General features: G+C 38.9%; 17 protein-coding genes. 3 read left to right on the top strand and 14 right to left on the bottom strand.

The genetic code is table 11. From position 1 onward, the window contains the following. Positions 1-642, top strand: a 642-nt coding sequence (locus tag NI467_RS12965; protein ID WP_253153337.1) for a capsular polysaccharide synthesis protein, incomplete at its 5' end; no start/stop codon positions are given. A 36-nt stretch (positions 643-678) separates the two neighbouring features. Here the strand turns inward: NI467_RS12965 and NI467_RS12970 are convergent. The 11 genes from NI467_RS12970 to NI467_RS13020 all read right to left on the bottom strand — a co-directional run bounded on the left by NI467_RS12970 (position 679) and on the right by NI467_RS13020 (position 10,081). Beyond that, a complete protein-coding gene (locus tag NI467_RS12970) occupies positions 679-1,482 on the bottom strand; it encodes a glycosyltransferase (RefSeq protein WP_253153339.1) in 804 nt (267 codons plus the stop codon). A 3-nt stretch (positions 1,483-1,485) separates the two neighbouring features. Beyond that, complete coding sequence (gene rffA / locus NI467_RS12975) at positions 1,486-2,634, bottom strand: dTDP-4-amino-4,6-dideoxygalactose transaminase (protein WP_253153341.1); 1,149 nt, start codon at positions 2,632-2,634, stop codon at positions 1,486-1,488. Positions 2,635-2,656: 22 nt separating this feature from the next. After that, entirely contained in the window at positions 2,657-3,103 is a 447-nt protein-coding gene (locus tag NI467_RS12980) for a MaoC family dehydratase (RefSeq protein ID WP_253153343.1), read from the bottom strand. 16 nt (positions 3,104-3,119) lie between these two features. After that, on the bottom strand, positions 3,120-3,686 hold the full coding sequence (locus NI467_RS12985; RefSeq protein WP_127801764.1) for an acyltransferase: 567 nt from the start codon (positions 3,684-3,686) through the stop codon (positions 3,120-3,122). Between the two features lie 3 nt (positions 3,687-3,689). After that, positions 3,690-4,712, bottom strand: a complete 1,023-nt coding sequence (locus NI467_RS12990; protein WP_253153345.1) for a TDP-N-acetylfucosamine:lipid II N-acetylfucosaminyltransferase — start codon at positions 4,710-4,712, stop codon at positions 3,690-3,692. 8 nt (positions 4,713-4,720) lie between these two features. Continuing rightward, positions 4,721-5,596, bottom strand: coding sequence for a glucose-1-phosphate thymidylyltransferase RfbA (gene rfbA / locus NI467_RS12995; protein ID WP_253153347.1), 876 nt, complete (start codon positions 5,594-5,596; stop codon positions 4,721-4,723). Further along, positions 5,596-6,654: a dTDP-glucose 4,6-dehydratase gene (gene rfbB, locus NI467_RS13000; RefSeq protein WP_253153348.1), complete on the bottom strand. Its 1,059-nt coding sequence runs from the start codon at positions 6,652-6,654 to the stop codon at positions 5,596-5,598. Before rfbB ends, rfbA begins: the two co-directional genes overlap by 1 nt. An 84-nt stretch (positions 6,655-6,738) precedes the next feature. Further along, positions 6,739-7,509, bottom strand: a complete 771-nt coding sequence (locus tag NI467_RS13005; RefSeq protein WP_253153349.1) for a glycosyltransferase family 25 protein — start codon at positions 7,507-7,509, stop codon at positions 6,739-6,741. 11 nt (positions 7,510-7,520) lie between these two features. Next, positions 7,521-8,285 carry a glycosyltransferase family 25 protein gene (locus tag NI467_RS13010; RefSeq protein ID WP_151205074.1) on the bottom strand — a complete coding sequence of 255 codons (765 nt, stop codon included), beginning with the start codon at positions 8,283-8,285 and terminating at the stop codon, positions 7,521-7,523. A gap of 9 nt (positions 8,286-8,294) precedes the next feature. Beyond that, positions 8,295-9,266: a Stealth CR1 domain-containing protein gene (locus tag NI467_RS13015; protein WP_151205075.1), complete on the bottom strand. Its 972-nt coding sequence runs from the start codon at positions 9,264-9,266 to the stop codon at positions 8,295-8,297. A gap of 41 nt (positions 9,267-9,307) precedes the next feature. Next, on the bottom strand, positions 9,308-10,081 hold the full coding sequence (locus NI467_RS13020) for a glycosyltransferase (protein ID WP_151205079.1): 774 nt from the start codon (positions 10,079-10,081) through the stop codon (positions 9,308-9,310). 181 nt (positions 10,082-10,262) lie between these two features. On the opposite strand from NI467_RS13020, the gene NI467_RS13025 reads away from it, so the two are divergent. After that, positions 10,263-11,432: a nucleotide sugar dehydrogenase gene (locus tag NI467_RS13025; protein WP_151205076.1), complete on the top strand. Its 1,170-nt coding sequence runs from the start codon at positions 10,263-10,265 to the stop codon at positions 11,430-11,432. After that, the gene (locus NI467_RS13030) at positions 11,429-12,451 is read left to right on the top strand and encodes an NAD-dependent epimerase (protein WP_151205077.1); all 1,023 of its coding nucleotides are present in this window, start codon (positions 11,429-11,431) and stop codon (positions 12,449-12,451) included. The genes NI467_RS13025 and NI467_RS13030 overlap by 4 nt, the downstream gene beginning before the upstream one ends. A gap of 58 nt (positions 12,452-12,509) precedes the next feature. Here the strand turns inward: NI467_RS13030 and NI467_RS13035 are convergent, their stop codons facing one another. The 3 genes from NI467_RS13035 to NI467_RS13045 all read right to left on the bottom strand — a co-directional run bounded on the left by NI467_RS13035 (position 12,510) and on the right by NI467_RS13045 (position 17,562). Next, complete coding sequence (locus tag NI467_RS13035) at positions 12,510-13,436, bottom strand: branched-chain amino acid transaminase (protein ID WP_151205078.1); 927 nt, start codon at positions 13,434-13,436, stop codon at positions 12,510-12,512. A gap of 24 nt (positions 13,437-13,460) precedes the next feature. Further along, positions 13,461-16,211 carry a bifunctional [glutamate--ammonia ligase]-adenylyl-L-tyrosine phosphorylase/[glutamate--ammonia-ligase] adenylyltransferase gene (gene glnE, locus NI467_RS13040; protein ID WP_253153350.1) on the bottom strand — a complete coding sequence of 917 codons (2,751 nt, stop codon included), beginning with the start codon at positions 16,209-16,211 and terminating at the stop codon, positions 13,461-13,463. Between the two features lie 88 nt (positions 16,212-16,299). After that, entirely contained in the window at positions 16,300-17,562 is a 1,263-nt protein-coding gene (locus NI467_RS13045; protein WP_174659337.1) for a sensor histidine kinase KdpD, read from the bottom strand. Positions 17,563-17,891 lie beyond the last annotated feature (329 nt).

Below are 17,891 nucleotides of genomic sequence, written 5' to 3' on the forward strand. Positions count from 1 at the left end.
ATAACCACTTTAAGGTGTTTGATTTGGTATTCTTCTATGTCAATTATGGCTATGTCTGATGCCAGCATACTTTTTAGAACACCACCAGAAAAATTTTTAGAGGGAAAAATTTCTTATACACAATTATCAGATATTTTAAGATTTAGCCTTTTAGCTGATCATGGGGGTATATGGATCGATTCTACATATTTAACTATACAAAATTTGCCTTCATGTATTACTGAAAGTGATTTTTTTAGTCTTACTAGTAATATTTATCCAAATTACTCTATTTCAAAAGGCAGATGGGCTGGTAATTTTTTAAAGTTTGGAAAAAATGATCCAATAGCACAACTTTTTCGAGATTTATTTTTTGATTATTGGGTCAAAAATGACCTCTTAATTGATTATTTCCTTATCGATTATTATTTCGAACTTTTATATAGAAATTTTAAACCTTTCCAATATAAATTAAATAAATTAGAAAAAATAGGAGATTATCGTCATATACTTAATAAAATTTTATTTAAAGAAGTAAATGATAAAGATAATTATATTTTAAAAAAGGACAAGCATAAGATATACAAATTAACCTACAAATTTGATAGCAGTAAACCCAATAAAAAAGATACTTATTATCAAAAATTTTTTATTGAAGCCTGATTTTCTAAAAAGAAAAGAATTATCTGTTAATCTGCTTTAACGAATAAGGCGGAAAATTTTATTGATTTCTTTACAAATATTTGCAAACTGATCTTTACTTTTAAGCACACCGTAAGAGTATAGATGATTATTTAGCATTCTTTTTTCAAAAGGAGTTAATTTATGTTTTTCAACAAAATAATTCGTTGTTTCAAATATTTTACTCTCCTTTGCTTCACTGATGCGACCCAAGAGGTGGCTAGTATCAAAAAAATAAGTTGCATGAGGAATTTTTTGAATATTACCTAAACTTAATACACGATACCACATATCTAAATCTTGCCACATCTTTAAATTAGCATCAAAACCCTTTAAATTTTGAAGTGTTTTAGTTTCTGTAAAAATTTGATTACCAACAAAATTTCCAAATAATAGATCTTTCTGTTTTATAAGCATAGGCTTATTTCGTAAGGAGCTAGTATTCGACTTTTGATAACCGGATGTTAGGGCTATAATGTTATTATGGGCTTTTGAATCCCAACACCTTATGAACCTCTCCAGTCTATCTGATAGAAAGTAATCATCATCATCTAAACCAGTAATCAATTGTCCATTTGCATTTTCAATTGCAATATTACGACTTGTACATGCACCGCTATTTTTTTCCTTAAGAAAATATTTAATACGTGAATCTATCGATACTAGGTTTTTTAAATATTCTTGCGTTCCATCTGTGGAGCAATCATCTACGATAATAAGCTCAAAGTTTTCATAAGATTGTGATAATACAGAATCTACAGCTCTCTTTAAAAGAGACAATCTATTGAAAGTCGGGATATATACAGTAATTAATAAATCCATCTTTTAATTGGTACCACTCATATTTTCAAAAAACTCATAAATAGCTCTCACTACTAGTCTCTGTTCTGCAACAGAAATACCATACCATAAAGGTAAACGTACCAATCTTTCACTATCTTTAGTAGTGAACTCATCACCCCCGATAAATTCAGAGTACTTTTTACCAGCTGGTGAACTATGTAAAGGAATATAATGAAATGCTGCCTGAATTCCTTTATCTTTTAAGAAATGAATGAAATTCTCTCTTTCACTTATGTCTTTAAGCTTTAAATAAAACATATGAGCATTATGTTTGCAATGTTGAGGAATCTCGGTTAACTCAATTTTTTGACTCTGTTCTAAGTTGCATAATTCCTTATAATAATAATCCCAAGCTTTTAACCTTTCTTGATTTATAAATTCAGCGTCATCTAACTGTGCTAATAAATAAGCAGCCTGTAGCTCACTTGGTAATAGACTACTACCAATATCGCTCCAAGTATATTTATCGACCATACCTCTAAAAAACTGACTCCGATTTGTTCCTTTTTCTCTTATAATTTCAGCTCTTTCTATAAAATTTTCATCATTAATCAGCAGTAAACCACCCTCTCCTCCACTCGTATAGTTTTTTGTTTCATGGAAACTAAATGCTGCTAAATGACCAATAGTACCTAATGCTTTTCCCTTATAAGTAGACATCACCCCCTGAGCAGCATCTTCTACTACATACAAATTGTATTTTTCGGCCAAATCCATAATCACATCCATTTCACATGCAACACCTGCATAATGAACTGGAACAATCACTTTTGTTTTCGATGTAATTGCTGCTTCAATTTTTGTTTCATCTATATTCATCGTGTCAGGACGAATGTCTACAAAAATAATTTTTGCACCCCGTAAAACAAATGCATTTGCCGTACTGACAAAGGTATAGCTTGGCATAATGACTTCATCACCTTCTACTATATCGAGAAGTAATGCAGCCAACTCTAGTGCATGTGTACATGAAGGCGTAAGTAAGGTTTTTTTACAGTTGAGGCTATCTTCAAACCATTTTTGACATAGTTTAGAATACTTTCCATCACCTGAAAGTTTTTTAGATTGGATTGCTTCTACTAGATATTTAGTCTCAGAACCCAATACTGGTGCTTTATTAAAAGGAATCATTGATCTACCAATTCATTTATTATCAAATATCTATACAAAACATCGAGTGTTTTAAGATTGCTTCACCTATAAAAACTTTAGTACCAGACTCATCAGTCACAAGAGTTGAAACTTTAATATGTCCCTTATATTTATCAACTTGATCAACAATAATATGCGCATAATAAGTTTGATCTATAAATACTGGTGCTTTAAAGTTCATTGATTGATTTAAATAAATGGTACCAATACCTGGATAATCTGTACCAAAAATCCTAGAAAATATACTTCCCACATAAAAACCATGAACTATTGGGCGCTGAAAAACTGTTGTCCTTGCATAGTCTTCATTTAAATGAATAGGATTATTATCTCCTGTAACTTCAGCAAACTTCTTAATATCCGTTTTCGAAAACCTAAATCTATATAGCCTTTCATAATTAACAGTATTTTGAAGGCATTGATTAGAACTTATAAACTCAAAAAACATATTGAATTAATTCACTCTATACTGAAATACAGTCATTTATATACTCAAGCTCTAAGCCTAATAAATCCTTCTTTCGATCCTTTACTCGTTTTGCAGGATTTCCGACATAAATCCCCCATTGTTGAGTGCTTTTATTAACCAATGTCAAAGCTCCTATTGAACATCCTTCAGCAATATGTACTCCAGGAAATATAATAGCTCCTGCTCCCACAATTACATGCTTACCTAAAGAAACTTCTTGCTTTGTTTCTCTTTTATATTTCGTAGGTACAGTTGGATTGGTCAAAGATGCTCCACTATAATCATCTGACTGTGTAAAAACTTGTACATGATAAGCTAAACCAGAAAAGTCTTTAAAGACAATACCTTTTTCACCACCTGCAACTAAGCACATTGGGGCAATATGTACGTTTCTACCTATTATCACCTTACCAGAAATAACACAAAAATCATCGATTCGTGAATGATCGCCAATCTCAATCTGATCACAATTATAAATGGAAGCTTTATCGCTGATTTTTACATTTTCGCCTAAATATTTAAAACCCATTTCCTTGAGTTGTTCTTTAGATAAATATGCCATTTCTTAAGACTCCAATAATTTTTTCCACTTTTTTTCAAAATTTTTTTTTGAAAAATAACTTTTTATCTTACTTTGATTTTTAACTAATTTTTGAGTATTAGTTAAATTAAATGTTTCAATATCAAAAACCTCAATTTCCTTGTCTTTGAATAGCTCCCACTGAGATGTTCCCTTTCTCAAATACACTATCTTACCCATTCCCAAGAGACTGATGGTATTACCCATTGCCTGTTGTCTTTGATGATTAAAGATAGCAATATCTATATTCTGAAGAAAGCTCTGATATTTTTCATATGGCATGAACTCAGTCAATGCTTCAAATTTATGCTCAAATATAGTCTTCCCATATTTAATCACTTTTTCTGCATATATTTGATTTCCATATGATAAAGGCACATAGATTTTAATATTTGAATCTTTAAATTGTTCAAGTATATCCAGAGCCGCAATATGCTCGTTTGCAGGATCCGCAGAATTTCCTAATAGAATATTAATATTTTCACTATTATTTTTATCAGAATAATGATCAAGGCTAAAAATATTACTCAAATAACCAAGGTTCTCTAAATACTTTCCCTTAGCCCTAAATTTTGCTCTTGCATATTCAATATCTCCAGGAAGATATGTCAGCAAATACCCCATATTTTTTATAACGATCTTTTTATAATAACCAGATAATCCATTCTTTTGTTTAGTTTCATACAAGTCACCACCCCACATTAACCAATGACATTTTTTTAATAACCATGGGTTGTAAAATAGGATTTTTATAACTTTTGAACTAAATAAACCATGTAAAATAATTTTATCAGCACTATACATTTCTAAGAGAAGTTGAAAATAACTCACATTATTTTCTTTTTCTCCTAAAAAAAATACACCTCTATCTCGCAAGAAACCATATACATTCTCATCGCCATAAAGATAAAAGGTATTATTTTCTGGTGAAAATTTTTTCTGTATAAAGTCAATCAGAGGAGGCAAGAACTTATCAGCCATACCCACATGTATTATTTTTTTATACACAGTTTTACCTAATTGACCAGTGAGATCAAATATTGACCATAATCATTTTTACTCATAGTTTGACCAATTTCTAATACTTGTTGTTTACTGAGCCAACCATTATTCAAAGCAATTTCTTCCAAGCAAGCAACTTTATAACCTTGACGCTTTTCAATTGTTTCTACAAATTGCGCAGCCTCAAGCAGGCTTGAATGTGTACCGGTATCTAGCCATGCAAAGCCCCGACCCAGCAACTCTACATTTAAAGCTCCACGCTCCAGATACATTTGATTCACTGTGGTAATTTCCAATTCTCCACGTTCAGAAGGCTTCACTTGTTTAGCAATTTGAATCACCTCATTGTCATAAAAATACAATCCTGTAACCGCAAAATGTGACTTCGGCTGCTTTGGTTTTTCTTCTAATGAAATTGCACGTTTTTGTTCATCAAACTCAACTACACCAAAGCGCTCAGGATCTTTAACCTGATAGCCGAATACCGTAGCACCTTTTTGGCGTGCAACCGCTTGACGTAGCATTGGGGTAAAACCCTGTCCATAGAAAATATTATCACCTAGCACTAAACATACATTGCTATCACCGATAAATTTCTCACCAATAATAAATGCTTGAGCTAAACCATCTGGACTTGGCTGAATCGCATACTCCAATCGAATACCAAACTGTGATCCATCACCCAACAAACGTTTAAAGCCATCCAAATCTTCAGGCGTTGTAATAATCAGTACATCCTGAATTCCTGCAAGCATGAGTACTGAAAGTGGATAATACACCATGGGCTTATCATAAATTGGTAATAGCTGCTTGGATACACCTTTTGTGATTGGGTATAACCTTGTTCCCGAACCACCAGCTAAAATGATTCCTTTGGTTTGATTTGACATTATATATTTACACCCAATCTTTCACGCTGGTAACTGCCATCTTGCACACGACAGCACCATTCTAAATTATTTAAATACCACTCTACCGTTTTACGAATTCCTGTTTCAAAGGTCTCTTGCGGCGCCCAACCCAATTCTTTTTCGATTTTTGTAGCATCTATGGCATAACGTAAATCGTGCCCCGGACGGTCTTTCACAAAAGTAATAAGCGACTCATACTGCTGCCCATTGGTCCGAGGTCTTAATTCATCCAAGATTTTACAAATGGTTCTTACAACTTCTATGTTTTGTTTTTCATTATGTCCACCAATATTATAAGTTTCCCCTACCATACCTTCAGTCACCACCTTATATAAAGCACGTGCATGGTCTTCAACATATAACCAATCACGAATTTGATCGCCTTTTCCATAAATTGGCAGAGGTTTAGCATCTAAAGCATTGAGAATTACTAATGGAATGAGCTTCTCTGGGAAATGGTATGGTCCATAATTATTTGAACAATTCGTCACAATTATTGGTAGTCTATATGTTCGATACCAAGCGCGGACTAAATGATCTGAACTGGCTTTACTTGCAGAATATGGTGAACTTGGCGCATATGAGGTTGTCTCAGTAAATAAATCTGTGGTTCCTTCTAAATCACCATAGACTTCATCAGTTGAAATATGATGGAAACGAAAAGCTTCTTTCGCTTCATTGGTTAGACTTAACCAATATTTTCGTGCAACCTCTAATAAACTATAAGTCCCTATAATATTGGTTTGAATAAATGCAATAGGACTATCAATAGAGCGATCAACATGTGACTCGGCAGCCAAATGCATCACAGCGTCTGGCTGAAATTCCTGAAAGATAGTTTCTATTTGTGCCTGATCACAAATATCCGTTTGACTAAACGTATAACGTTCATTTTTTTCAATCAGGTGAAGTGACTCAAGATTACCTGCATAAGTCAACTTATCTACATTTAAAACATGATGATGGGTGTTTTCAATAATATGACGTATTACCGCTGAACCAATAAATCCAGCACCACCAGTTACTAGAATGCGCATTTCAAGCTGTTCCTATCATTTCATCACGTTTGTATTTTTAAACGGGTTATATCAAAATATTCAACTTTACTGCTAGAGCAACTTTTATTTAAACTCTACACGCTGACCGACTAACGCATATTTTACTTGTTTCAATATACGTAAAATCTCCAGCTGAACTTTTGCCCAACCTTTTTTCTTTTGCTTTTTCATCCGGGCTTTCCGCTCAGCAAGCAAATCACTAGAAAGAACCGTTTTCTTTTCAGGAAAAAGTATCATTTCTTGTATACATAAAGCGGGGGTCATTTGATACACAGAATGAAATTGATGCCGTATAAATTCATTGAACATCACTTGGTCTAGCGGGATCAATTGAATCTGTCCAACATACTGCAAGTATTTTTGAGCACCCTTAAGACTCAAAATATAACCTGCAGTCCCTAAATTCTTCCCCGTGAGTTGAACAATATGACGCATCCCATGTGCTATTTCTGACTTGGTTTTGCCTAGAAAGACTTGATTTGCAAAGGCTTCAGTCTTAATAATATCCCACTTTGGACTGATCCAGGCTGAGTTGTTTAATAATTCAGCAGCAGCCTCACCTAAGTACACATCATCTTCAAAGATAGCCATATAAGGAATTTGCTCATCTACCATTTTTTGCCAAATCGACACATGGCTCATAAAGCAAGCTAATTCACCCGGGCTTAAAAATTCATTCTGAATATTGAGTTGCATTTTTTCAGCTAAAGGACGAGCCAGATCAGGTGTTAGTGCATCAAAAAACTCAAATTCAATATTCTGTTTACCAAACTCTTGCACAATGTGCTCACGGCGAGCAGTGGCACTTTTTAAACTAATTACAATATTTTTCATACAACTTACATTTACTTCACTGACACTAAATGTTTCAGTGCATAACAACGATCACGCCACATCCGTTTTTGTTTTTTGATACCGTGAGAAAGTCCACGCCCTTCTTTTTCTTTACGAGAAATACCTTGCGCTGCAACAGTCCCTAAAATATCACTGTCTAATCCTGCGGGTCTAACCAAAGCGGGCCATACCCCTAAACCTTTCCCATTTTTACTAAGCCAGGTTTGAAAGAATATATCAACAGGCATAGTCATGGTTTTTCCGGCCTGCATAAACGCCTCGGCGCCTTTACGTGACCAGACTAAACCTAGACCACGAATAGGAAAATAAAATGCATGCCACAAACTCATGCCATCAATCTCTGTAATATCTTTGCTCAATTTTTTCTTTTTGGCTGCAATATTAATCAAATACCAATCCAGCTCTTTATGTTGATCCAGATATTCAATCGTACCATCAAGCTTATCTTTAAAGTCTGGATCGATCTTCATATCGTCCTCTAGGACCACCAGATAGTCCGCATCTGTACTTAAAAATTTCTCTGCACAACCATAATGACTTAGATAACACCCCAACTCTGAGTTCATCAGACTACGTCCAAGGGTCTGATTTGCTCCCTGAGCATCGTAGTTTTCGAACTCAGTTAAAGCTTTTCCACGCCCATCGACTGCAGAAAAACGTTCAAAAGGCCAATGGACTTGATTCAGCTGCTGTGTTGCTCGCGCTAGTCGTTCATGACTTCCGTCCAAATTAATGAGATATGTAACAACTTTCATCATGAACCTTTAAACTAAAATTGAATTCGGTAAATAGCCCGCCAGCTTCTGCTGCATTGCTACATTGATCTGTTGAGCAGCTGCAGCGTCCAGCTGGTCTAGGCTTTGAATGCAGCCATATTTAATAGTAGGGTAATCGAGTGCCTGAATAAAATTATTGCGACTATCTTCATTTTTTAGATAGGCCAATTCAATATCAGGCTTGAGTTCAACCTGTTGCTTCTGAATTTTAAGATGATTCATCAGTGAGATTGGATTAAGTTGCTCCACACTACGAAACTTAAACTTGACCTGAGTTTCCAGTAATCGAGGATGCGACAATAAGTAATCTTTCAAAATCTGACGATCAACGATATGTGGATAATGATGGATTTCAAAAAATTTGTTAAAACCTAAAATATCCGCACCCAGCATTTGTGCAATCATATGTTTAGGTTGAATAGGCTTAGCAAATTGTTTATTCATAAACTGGCGATATTTCAGCTTGGTTTTTAAAGCCAGCTTATTCTGCCAATGACCGTAAATTACCAAATGCTCACCTTGTAGAAAGTCTTCAATATGAGCGGTTGAGTTAAAGAAGAAATCATCATTCAGATAAATAAAGTAATCTGATAGTCCTTCAATATTCCAGAGCATACTTTCAATAGACCGAGTATTGAAAGTAGGCAGATATTGCTCATAACCACTAAAAATTTCACGATGATCCACAATCCGGATTTTATCGGCTGAACACAGACCTTGAGCTGCAAACTCATCAATAAACGCGGGTCGCTGGTTATCGGTCACAATTAAAATATTGCGATAAAAAGGCACATATTTCAGGATTGAGGCAACATTGTAATAAATTTCATTATTACTGGCAAAACGGGTATCACTAATCGCATCCGACGCATCTTCACCAGTCAAATACTTATGGCGCTTTTTTTTCAATTCAATATCATTACCATCTACCCAGGCAATCACGATATCAATGTTCTGCATTTGCTTGATCACTTTAAAAAATCAGTCTTGAGCGTACTGGATTATTGCCATGCATCTTTAATCCACTGTGAAGGCAATACATAGCGATACCATTTGCCGCCTCCACCATTAATAGCCTCCGGTGGATTGATTTCCCCATGAAAAATAATAATTTTGGCACCTTCAGGCTTCACTGGCGGCTTGAAATAAGCCATCGGAATCTTTTGTAGACAATGATATTTATAACTTTTACACCAACTATCTGGCCAATAAGTCTGCTGGCCTTCACGATCGACATACCAAGACAGATAAGCCTGTTCATTACGAAATTTTTTTCGAATTTCTTCAAAGTTTTCGCGAAAATAAGGTAAAAGCCCTGGAAAAGCCCCCAGTTTAAAACGGTAAACAGAACTGTTTCCGGTAATCCGCCACGGCCGCTTCCAGTCATGAATAATTAAAAAATCACCGGGGTATGTAAAAAACTCATCAATATTATCAACAATGACCACGTCTAGATCTAAGAATAAGGCATTACCTTGTAGCCCGTATAAATCTGGTTCAAAGGTCGAAAGTTTATTCCAGCCACGTTCAGGACTACCGGGTGGTAAAGCTAATGGTGGAATAGGAAAACATTCAACAGCTGGATCAATGCCCTCAGTACGATCAGTCAGACAGACCATTTTGAAGTCAACCGTCGTATGACGTTTAACCATATTATAGAGACGATTAACATACTCTGCCCCATATTTCGTGCCCCACTTCATGCACAGCACTATATTCTGTTCAGACTGCATTGGAGCCTGATTGGAGAGTGAGTCGTTTACCTTGTCCTGCATGTATTCATCTTCCGCCAGCATTCTACCTCATATAATACCACCTCTAAAGCAAAGTTATCATATTGCTTTTAATGCTTTCATAACACTAAAAATACTTTGTGATATGATGCAATATCGCTTTCGCCAACCTTTATCAGGTTATAGATAAGCTCCTTAAATAAAGAATACAAACCAGGTTGATATGAAAATAGCAGTTGCAGGTACCGGTTACGTCGGCCTTTCCAATGCCATGATCTTCTCACAACATCATGAAGTTATTGCATTGGATATTATTGACAGCAAAGTCGAGATGTTAAACCAAAAAATCTCTCCAATTCAGGATGAAGATATTTCTAAATTCTTGATAGAAAAGCAACTCAATTTCCGTGCAACCACCGACAAAGCTGAAGCTTATCAGCATGCCGACTTTGTCATTATTGCCACACCGACGGATTACGATACCAAGACTAATTACTTCAATACTCAAAGTGTTGAAAGTATCATTGGTGATGTAATTAAGATTAATCCTCAAGCCGTGATGATTATCAAATCTACCGTGCCGGTCGGTTTTACCAAAGCAGTAAAAGAAAAGTTTGATACCGACAATATTATCTTCTCTCCAGAATTTTTACGTGAAGGCAAAGCACTGCATGACAATCTATATCCCTCACGGATTATTGTCGGAGAAAAATCAGAACGTGCTGAGTTATTTGCTGACATGCTGATTGAAGGCGCTATTAAAAAAGACAGCCCAATCCTGTTTACTGATTCTACCGAAGCCGAAGCGATCAAGTTATTTGCCAATACTTACTTGGCGATGCGTGTTGCTTATTTTAATGAACTGGATACCTATGCACAAACCTTTGATCTTGATACCCGCCAGATTATTGAAGGGGTATGTTTAGATCAACGTATTGGCAATCATTATAACAATCCCTCTTTTGGTTATGGTGGCTACTGTCTACCAAAAGATACCAAGCAACTACTGGCCAATTATCATCAGGTTCCAAGCAATCTGATTCAGGCAATTGTCGACTCTAACCGTACGCGTAAAGATTTTATTGCCGATTCAATTCTTGCCAAAAACCCATCTGTAGTGGGTATCTATCGTTTGGTTATGAAAAGTGGTTCAGATAATTTCCGTGCTTCAGCCATTCAAGGTGTGATGAAACGACTGAAAGCCAAAGGCATTGAAATCATTATTTATGAACCCAGCCTAAAAGAAACTGAGTTTTTTAAATCTAAAGTAGTGACCGATCTCAATACTTTTAAACAACAAGCAAATGTCATCATTGCTAACCGTCGCTCAGCAGATCTCAGTGATGTTGAAGAAAAAGTGTATACCCGTGATATTTTTGGAGGTGATGAATGAAAGTCCTTGTAACTGGAGCAGCGGGTTTTATCGGCTTTCACGTCTCCAAAAAACTGCTTGAACGTGGTGATGATGTAGTCGGTTTCGATAATATGAATGACTACTATGATCCTGCTTTAAAACAGGCCCGTGTAGACCACTTGGTTACAACAGCTGAGCAAAGTACAGGGCAGTTTAATTTCATTCATGCCAATTTAGCAGACAAGACAGCAGTGGATCGATGTTTTCAGGAACACCAGTTTGACCGGGTGATTCATCTGGCTGCACAGGCAGGTGTGCGTTATTCTCTTGAAAATCCGATGAGTTATGTCGAAAGTAATATTGTCGGTTTTACCCATATTATTGAAGCCTGCCGCTATGCCAAGACACCCCATCTGACCTATGCGAGCACAAGTAGTGTTTACGGGGCCAACACCACAATGCCGTTTAGTGAAGAGCAGGGCGTGAATCATCCCATTCAGTTCTATGCAGCAACCAAACGCGCCAATGAGTTGATGGCTCATAGTTATAGCCATTTATTCAAACTGCCAACTACAGGCTTACGCTTCTTTACTGTCTATGGTCCTTGGGGGCGCCCAGATATGGCACCTTTTAAATTTACCAAAAACATTATAGAAGGCAAATCGATTCAAGTCTTTAACCACGGCAACCATACCCGTGACTTTACTTTTGTCGAGGATATTGCTGAGGGTGTAATCCGTTCCAGTGACCAAATTGCTGAGCCTAACCTAACTTGGGATAGCAATCATCCAGATCCATCAACCAGTAATGCACCATTCCGGATTTTTAATATTGGCAATAGTACACCCGTACAATTAATTGACTTTATACGAGCTATTGAAAACTCTGTTGGCAAAAAAGCCCTAATCGAAATGCTTCCCTTACAGGAAGGGGATGTGCCTGATACTTTAGCCGACAGTTCTGCTCTTGAACAAAGTGTAGGTTACAAACCTTCTGTTTCTGTTGACGATGGGGTGAAGCAATTTGTGGACTGGTATCGGGATTTTTATCAGATTTAATAAATTCTTCAAGTAATAAAAAAGGACTCGAATGAGTCCTTTTTTATTACTGAGTATCTTATTTCACATAAGTTAACCAGTGTGCATATTTAGGATCTCTGCCCTGAACTGCATCAAAATAGGCTTTCTGGATTTGAGTGGTAATCGGACCACGGACACCTTCACCAATTTGACGGTCATCATATTCACGGATTGGTGTTACTTCAGCCGCAGTACCGGTAAAGAATGCTTCATCAGCAATATAGAACTCATCCCGGGTAATACGGCGCTCTACCACTTCATAACCCAGATCCTTGGCAATAGTAATAATGGTTTGACGGGTAATCCCATCCAGTGCACCACCGGCAATATCAGGCGTATGGATGACGCCATCACGTACCAGGAAGACGTTTTCGCCTGAACCTTGGCATACATAACCTTGTGGATCAAGCAGCATTGCTTCGTCATAACCCGAATGTGCAACTTCCTGATGAGCCAGGATAGACAGGGTATAGTTACCAGAAGCTTTCGCCTTACACATGGTCACGTTTGGATGATGGTGAGTAAATGAAGAAGTTTTCACACGAATCCCCTTCGCCATCGCCTCTTCGCCCAGATAAGCACCCCAGCTCCACGCTGCAACCACAGCATGAATAGTATTGTCTGTTGCCGCAATACCCAGCTTTTCAGAGCCAATAAAAATAATTGGACGTAAATAGCAAGATGCTAATTTATTTTCACGAACAACATCAATTTGAGCTTGTTCTAATGCTGCCTGATCAAATGGAACTTTCATTTGATAGATTTTGGCAGAATTCAATAAACGTTTGGTGTGTTCTTTTAGACGGAAAATAGCCGTTCCATTCGGGGTTTCATAAGCACGGACACCTTCAAACACCCCCATACTGTAATGTAGGGTATGTGTTAATACGTGAGTTTTTGCCTCACGCCAGTCAACCAGTTGTCCATCTTGCCAAATAAAACCATCACGATCAGCCAAATTCATGCCACAAACTCCAATTTTTCACAATTATTCACTCTCCAGCGCAAATGCTGCAGCTGGATCAATCAGTCTTTGCCATAACTTGCAAACGGTCATTCGGGTATCGTGCCAGTCGCTTGCAGATACTTGCATGGATTGATTTGCAAGGGCTAAGCGGTGGCTCTCTGCGCGTTCACGGAGATAAGCTTGAATCAGAGCAGTCGCATCGTTGCTGGATAAGCAACCTGTCTTTGCGGCATCCTCAAGGATTCTTACATTGTCGGAGTAATGGGCGAGATCTTTATTCGTCCCACTCCAAGCCAATACCGCATACTGTGCCATAAATTCGATATCAACGATACCACCTGCATCTTGTTTTAAATGAAAAATTCCATCTTTTTTTTGCTCGTTGGATGAACCGAGATGGTCTTTCATTTTCTGGCGCATCTTCAGTACTTCGGCACGTACATGTGCCTGTTCACGCGGCTGGGTCAGAATCCGGCAGCGTAGCTGCTCAAACTTGTCCCGAAGGCAACGCTCACCGGCAATACTGCGCGCACGCACCAGCGCCTGATGTTCCCACAACCAGGCACTTTTCAGCTGATAATGCTCAAAGGCTTTCAGGCTGGTGACCAGCAGGCCTGCTTCGCCAGATGGACGTAAACGGGTATCGACTTCATAGACGCGGCCATCCAAGGTCTGTGTCGTCATCAATGACATAAACTTTTGCGCTACACGCATCGCAAATTTAAAACCACTGATTGGTTTTAGCCCGTTGGTATCAGCCTGTTCATCCATATAGTGAATAAACACCAGATCCAGATCCGAGCCATAACCGAGTTCAATCCCGCCGACCTTACCATAACCAATCACGGTAAAAGCCATATGATCTAAGGTACAACGCTGGCCTTCCGCATCTAGCGGGAAACCATGTTTTTTCACGGTAATCTGATAGGCCAGCTGTAAGGCAGCATTCACCGATACTTCCGCAATATCCGTGAGGGCATCGGAGACTTTCATCAGTGGACTTTCCGCCAATACATCACTGGCGGCCACCGCTAGTACATTGGATTTTTTAAACAGGCGCAGTACACGCATCTGGTCTTCAATCTGGTCCAATTCAATACGCAGCAATTGCTGGCGTAAAGAATCCTCCAGATCTTGACGTTTAGGCAGTTCAAAATCCATAGATAGAAACTCATCCAGCAAGACCGGATAATGGGTAAGTTCTTCACAAATCCACGGACTGACCGTTGCCATTTTAACCAGTCGCTGTAAAGCGCCTTTACTCTCGATGAGCATCACCAGATAGACGGTACGACGCATCACAGATTCGACCAGCGGCATCAGCCGGACCAATGCAGTTTTCGGTTTATCTGATTTCAGAATCGCTTCGATCAGATAAGGCCAAAAGGTTTTAAGACGCTGAGTGGCCTTGGCAGGTAATTTTTTTAAGGCATGTCCATACCAGAATTCATGCACCAAATTTTTGGCGGAGTCATCCAATACTTCATCAAGTCGCTGTTCGAGTTGGGCAAAACTTTTGATTTCAGGATCTGGCCCGGTTTCCTTAATCAGATGCTCAAACTGATAGGTGACCTTGGCACGTTTCTGATCCAGAACATGCATAAATTCAGACCAGTCTGCAAAACCCAAGGTATCGACCAAACGCTGGCGCAAATCCGGCTCAACCGGCAGACACTGGGTTTGCTGGTCATTCAAGGCTTGAATGGCGTGCTCCACCCGACGCAGGAACAGATAGGCATCTTCCAGATCAGCCACTGCCTGCTCATCCAGCAACTCCGCATCATCCAGATGGTTTAGGTTTACCAGGCACTGACGGTCTTGCAGTTCCAGTTTGGCGCCGCCATAAATCAACTGAAATACCTGCACAATAAATTCGACTTCGCGAATACCACCGGCACCGAGCTTGATATCATCTTCAATATTCCGGCGCTGTACTTCACGCTCGATCATGGCTTTCATTTCACGCATGGCTTCAAATGCGCTGTAATCGACGTATTTACGGAACACAAAAGGACGGGTCATGTCCAGCAGTTCATCACCTTCCGGACTCGGATTGACAATACGTGCTTTAATCCAGGCATAACGCTCCCATTCACGGCCATGCTGACTCAGGTATTTTTCCAAGGCGACATGACTAATGGCCAATGCAGAACCCTCCCCCCAGGGACGCAGGCGCATATCCACCCGAAAGACAAAACCATCGGCTGTAATCTGGTCCAGCAGATGAATAAGTTTTTGCCCCCACAGAATACAAAATTGCTGCACATCAATGCATTTACGCCCATTGCTTTCACCCTGTTCATCAAAGGCGAAAACCAGATCAATATCACTAGAAAGATTAAGTTCTTGTGCCCCCAATTTCCCCATGGCGATGACAATCAGGTCCTGCACCTTGCCGTTATACCCGATCGGTTCACCATATTTGGCAACCAGCGAAATACGTGCAAAATCTTTGGCGACACAAATGGCAGCATCAGCAAAATCGGAGAGTTCGCGGGTGAGCTGAACCACATGGGTGAGTTGATTGGCATCCTGCCAGATCCAGCGGAACATCAAGCGAGCACGGAGCAGACGCAAGGCGCGCATCCATTCAGCTTCATCCTGTATTTGCCCGACAGCAGCCTGAATCAAATGATCAATCTCGGTTCTACTCAGGAAACCCTGAAACTGATCAACCGCATAATCCTGCTCTAAGCTGGCCCGATGCTTGGCCAGTACCTGCTCAGCATATTGGCTGGCTCTTAAGGTTTTCTGCAACTGGACGGCGTTCATCGCTCCATTCTTCCCCTGAAACTTTTTGTTTAGTTATAGCAGGAGTTCGATCTCAGGGGGAATATTTTAGGCGGAAACTGACCTATTTTCAGGATTTTTCTAACTGCCGGTCTTCAATCACCAAAGCCTGGTGTTCATTAATCACTTTCGGCAAATGTACAGTAAAAGTGGTGCCGTGACCTTCTCTTGACTCTACTCTGATCTGCCCCTGATTCAGGTCAATAAAACGTTTACACAGCACCAGCCCCAGACCGGCACCTTTCTCTTCGCTCGTTCCCTTGACCGTGACAACCAGATTCGGCTTGAACAGATTTTGTATCTGCTCGTCAGTCATACCCAGACCTGTATCCTGAACCGTAATCTTGACTTGCTCACCCTCCATCTCAGCCTCCAGAATCACCTGCCCGCCTTGATTTACCGGAGTAAATTTAAGGGCATTGGATACCAGGTTCTGTAATACCGAGGTGATCATATTAATGTCGGCATGGACTTTGATACTTTCCGGAATATTATCGATAAGCTCAATATTCTTTTTCAAAGCCAGGCTCTTTAGCACGTCACAGACAATTTTACTGGACTGCTTCAGCTCATAATTAATTGGATGATAAACAAAGCGTCCGCCCTCAGCCATCGCCCAGGTTAACAGGCTCTCAAGCAGATTATAAGTCGATTGAGCCGTGTCATATAAATAGTCAGCAATATTCTGTGCACTGGCCTCATCCAGAGTATCGCGCTCTTGCGACAGGACTTCTGAAAAACCCAGCAAGCCATGGAATGGCGCTCGCAGGTCATGGGCGATAATCTGAAAGAATTTGGTCTTACTGAAATTCAACGCACATTGCTGTTCATGCAACTCTTTCAACTCATCATATTCTGCACTCAGGCGAATCCGGCCCACCAGACTCTCTGCCAACTGTTTGACTGTGGCCACGTCTTCAGGATCGAAAGGCGCAGCTTCATCATCAAAGAAAACCACTTGCCCTAAAGAGGAATTGGCAGCTTCTTTAAGATTGAAAGCCACCAAGCGCTGATGAGCGACTCCAAGATTTTTAACATACTGGGAAAGCTCGGCGTAATCAGGATGCAACTGGGTCACCACATCTGCTTCTTTAAAGGGTAGCTCTTGCTCTTGAAGTGCGTGCAGGGCACGAAAACCCTGTGCACAGCTGTACCAGATATAGGGTTCACCATGAAAGCCCAGAATACTGGTTTTAACGCCTAAAATCCTTCGGGAAATCTTACAAAAGGTATCTAATAAGTTATTGGAGGTATAGACACCTAAAATGAGAGATATACGGCACGAGCTTAGTTGCTCCGTATTCTGTCCGACCTCTAGCAGTTTTAGTTCCATGTCTGCCTCTATTTATGATAGTTAGTGGAAAAATTAATACGATAGACCAAATTTATACAAGCAATAACAAAGATTCTATACTTTCTAAAGTAGAAAAACTTCCATCATAAGCAAAGAAATTGTTAATTAATTTCTATTGAGATACATTTCTTTATTAAAACAGCGACCTACGAATATTAAGAAGAGCTTCAAGTAAGTATAACTTTATATACAATATAGTGAAGACAATATTAATTACCCTCTGTACACGACAAAAATAGATAACTCATTGAAATAATGTCATAATAATTGTTTTCTAACGACGAATACTATGACACATCTCAATGAGT

Origin of the sequence: Acinetobacter sp. S4397-1, assembly GCF_024129285.1 — a bacterium.
GTDB classification, from domain to species: domain Bacteria; phylum Pseudomonadota; class Gammaproteobacteria; order Pseudomonadales; family Moraxellaceae; genus Acinetobacter; species Acinetobacter lwoffii_C.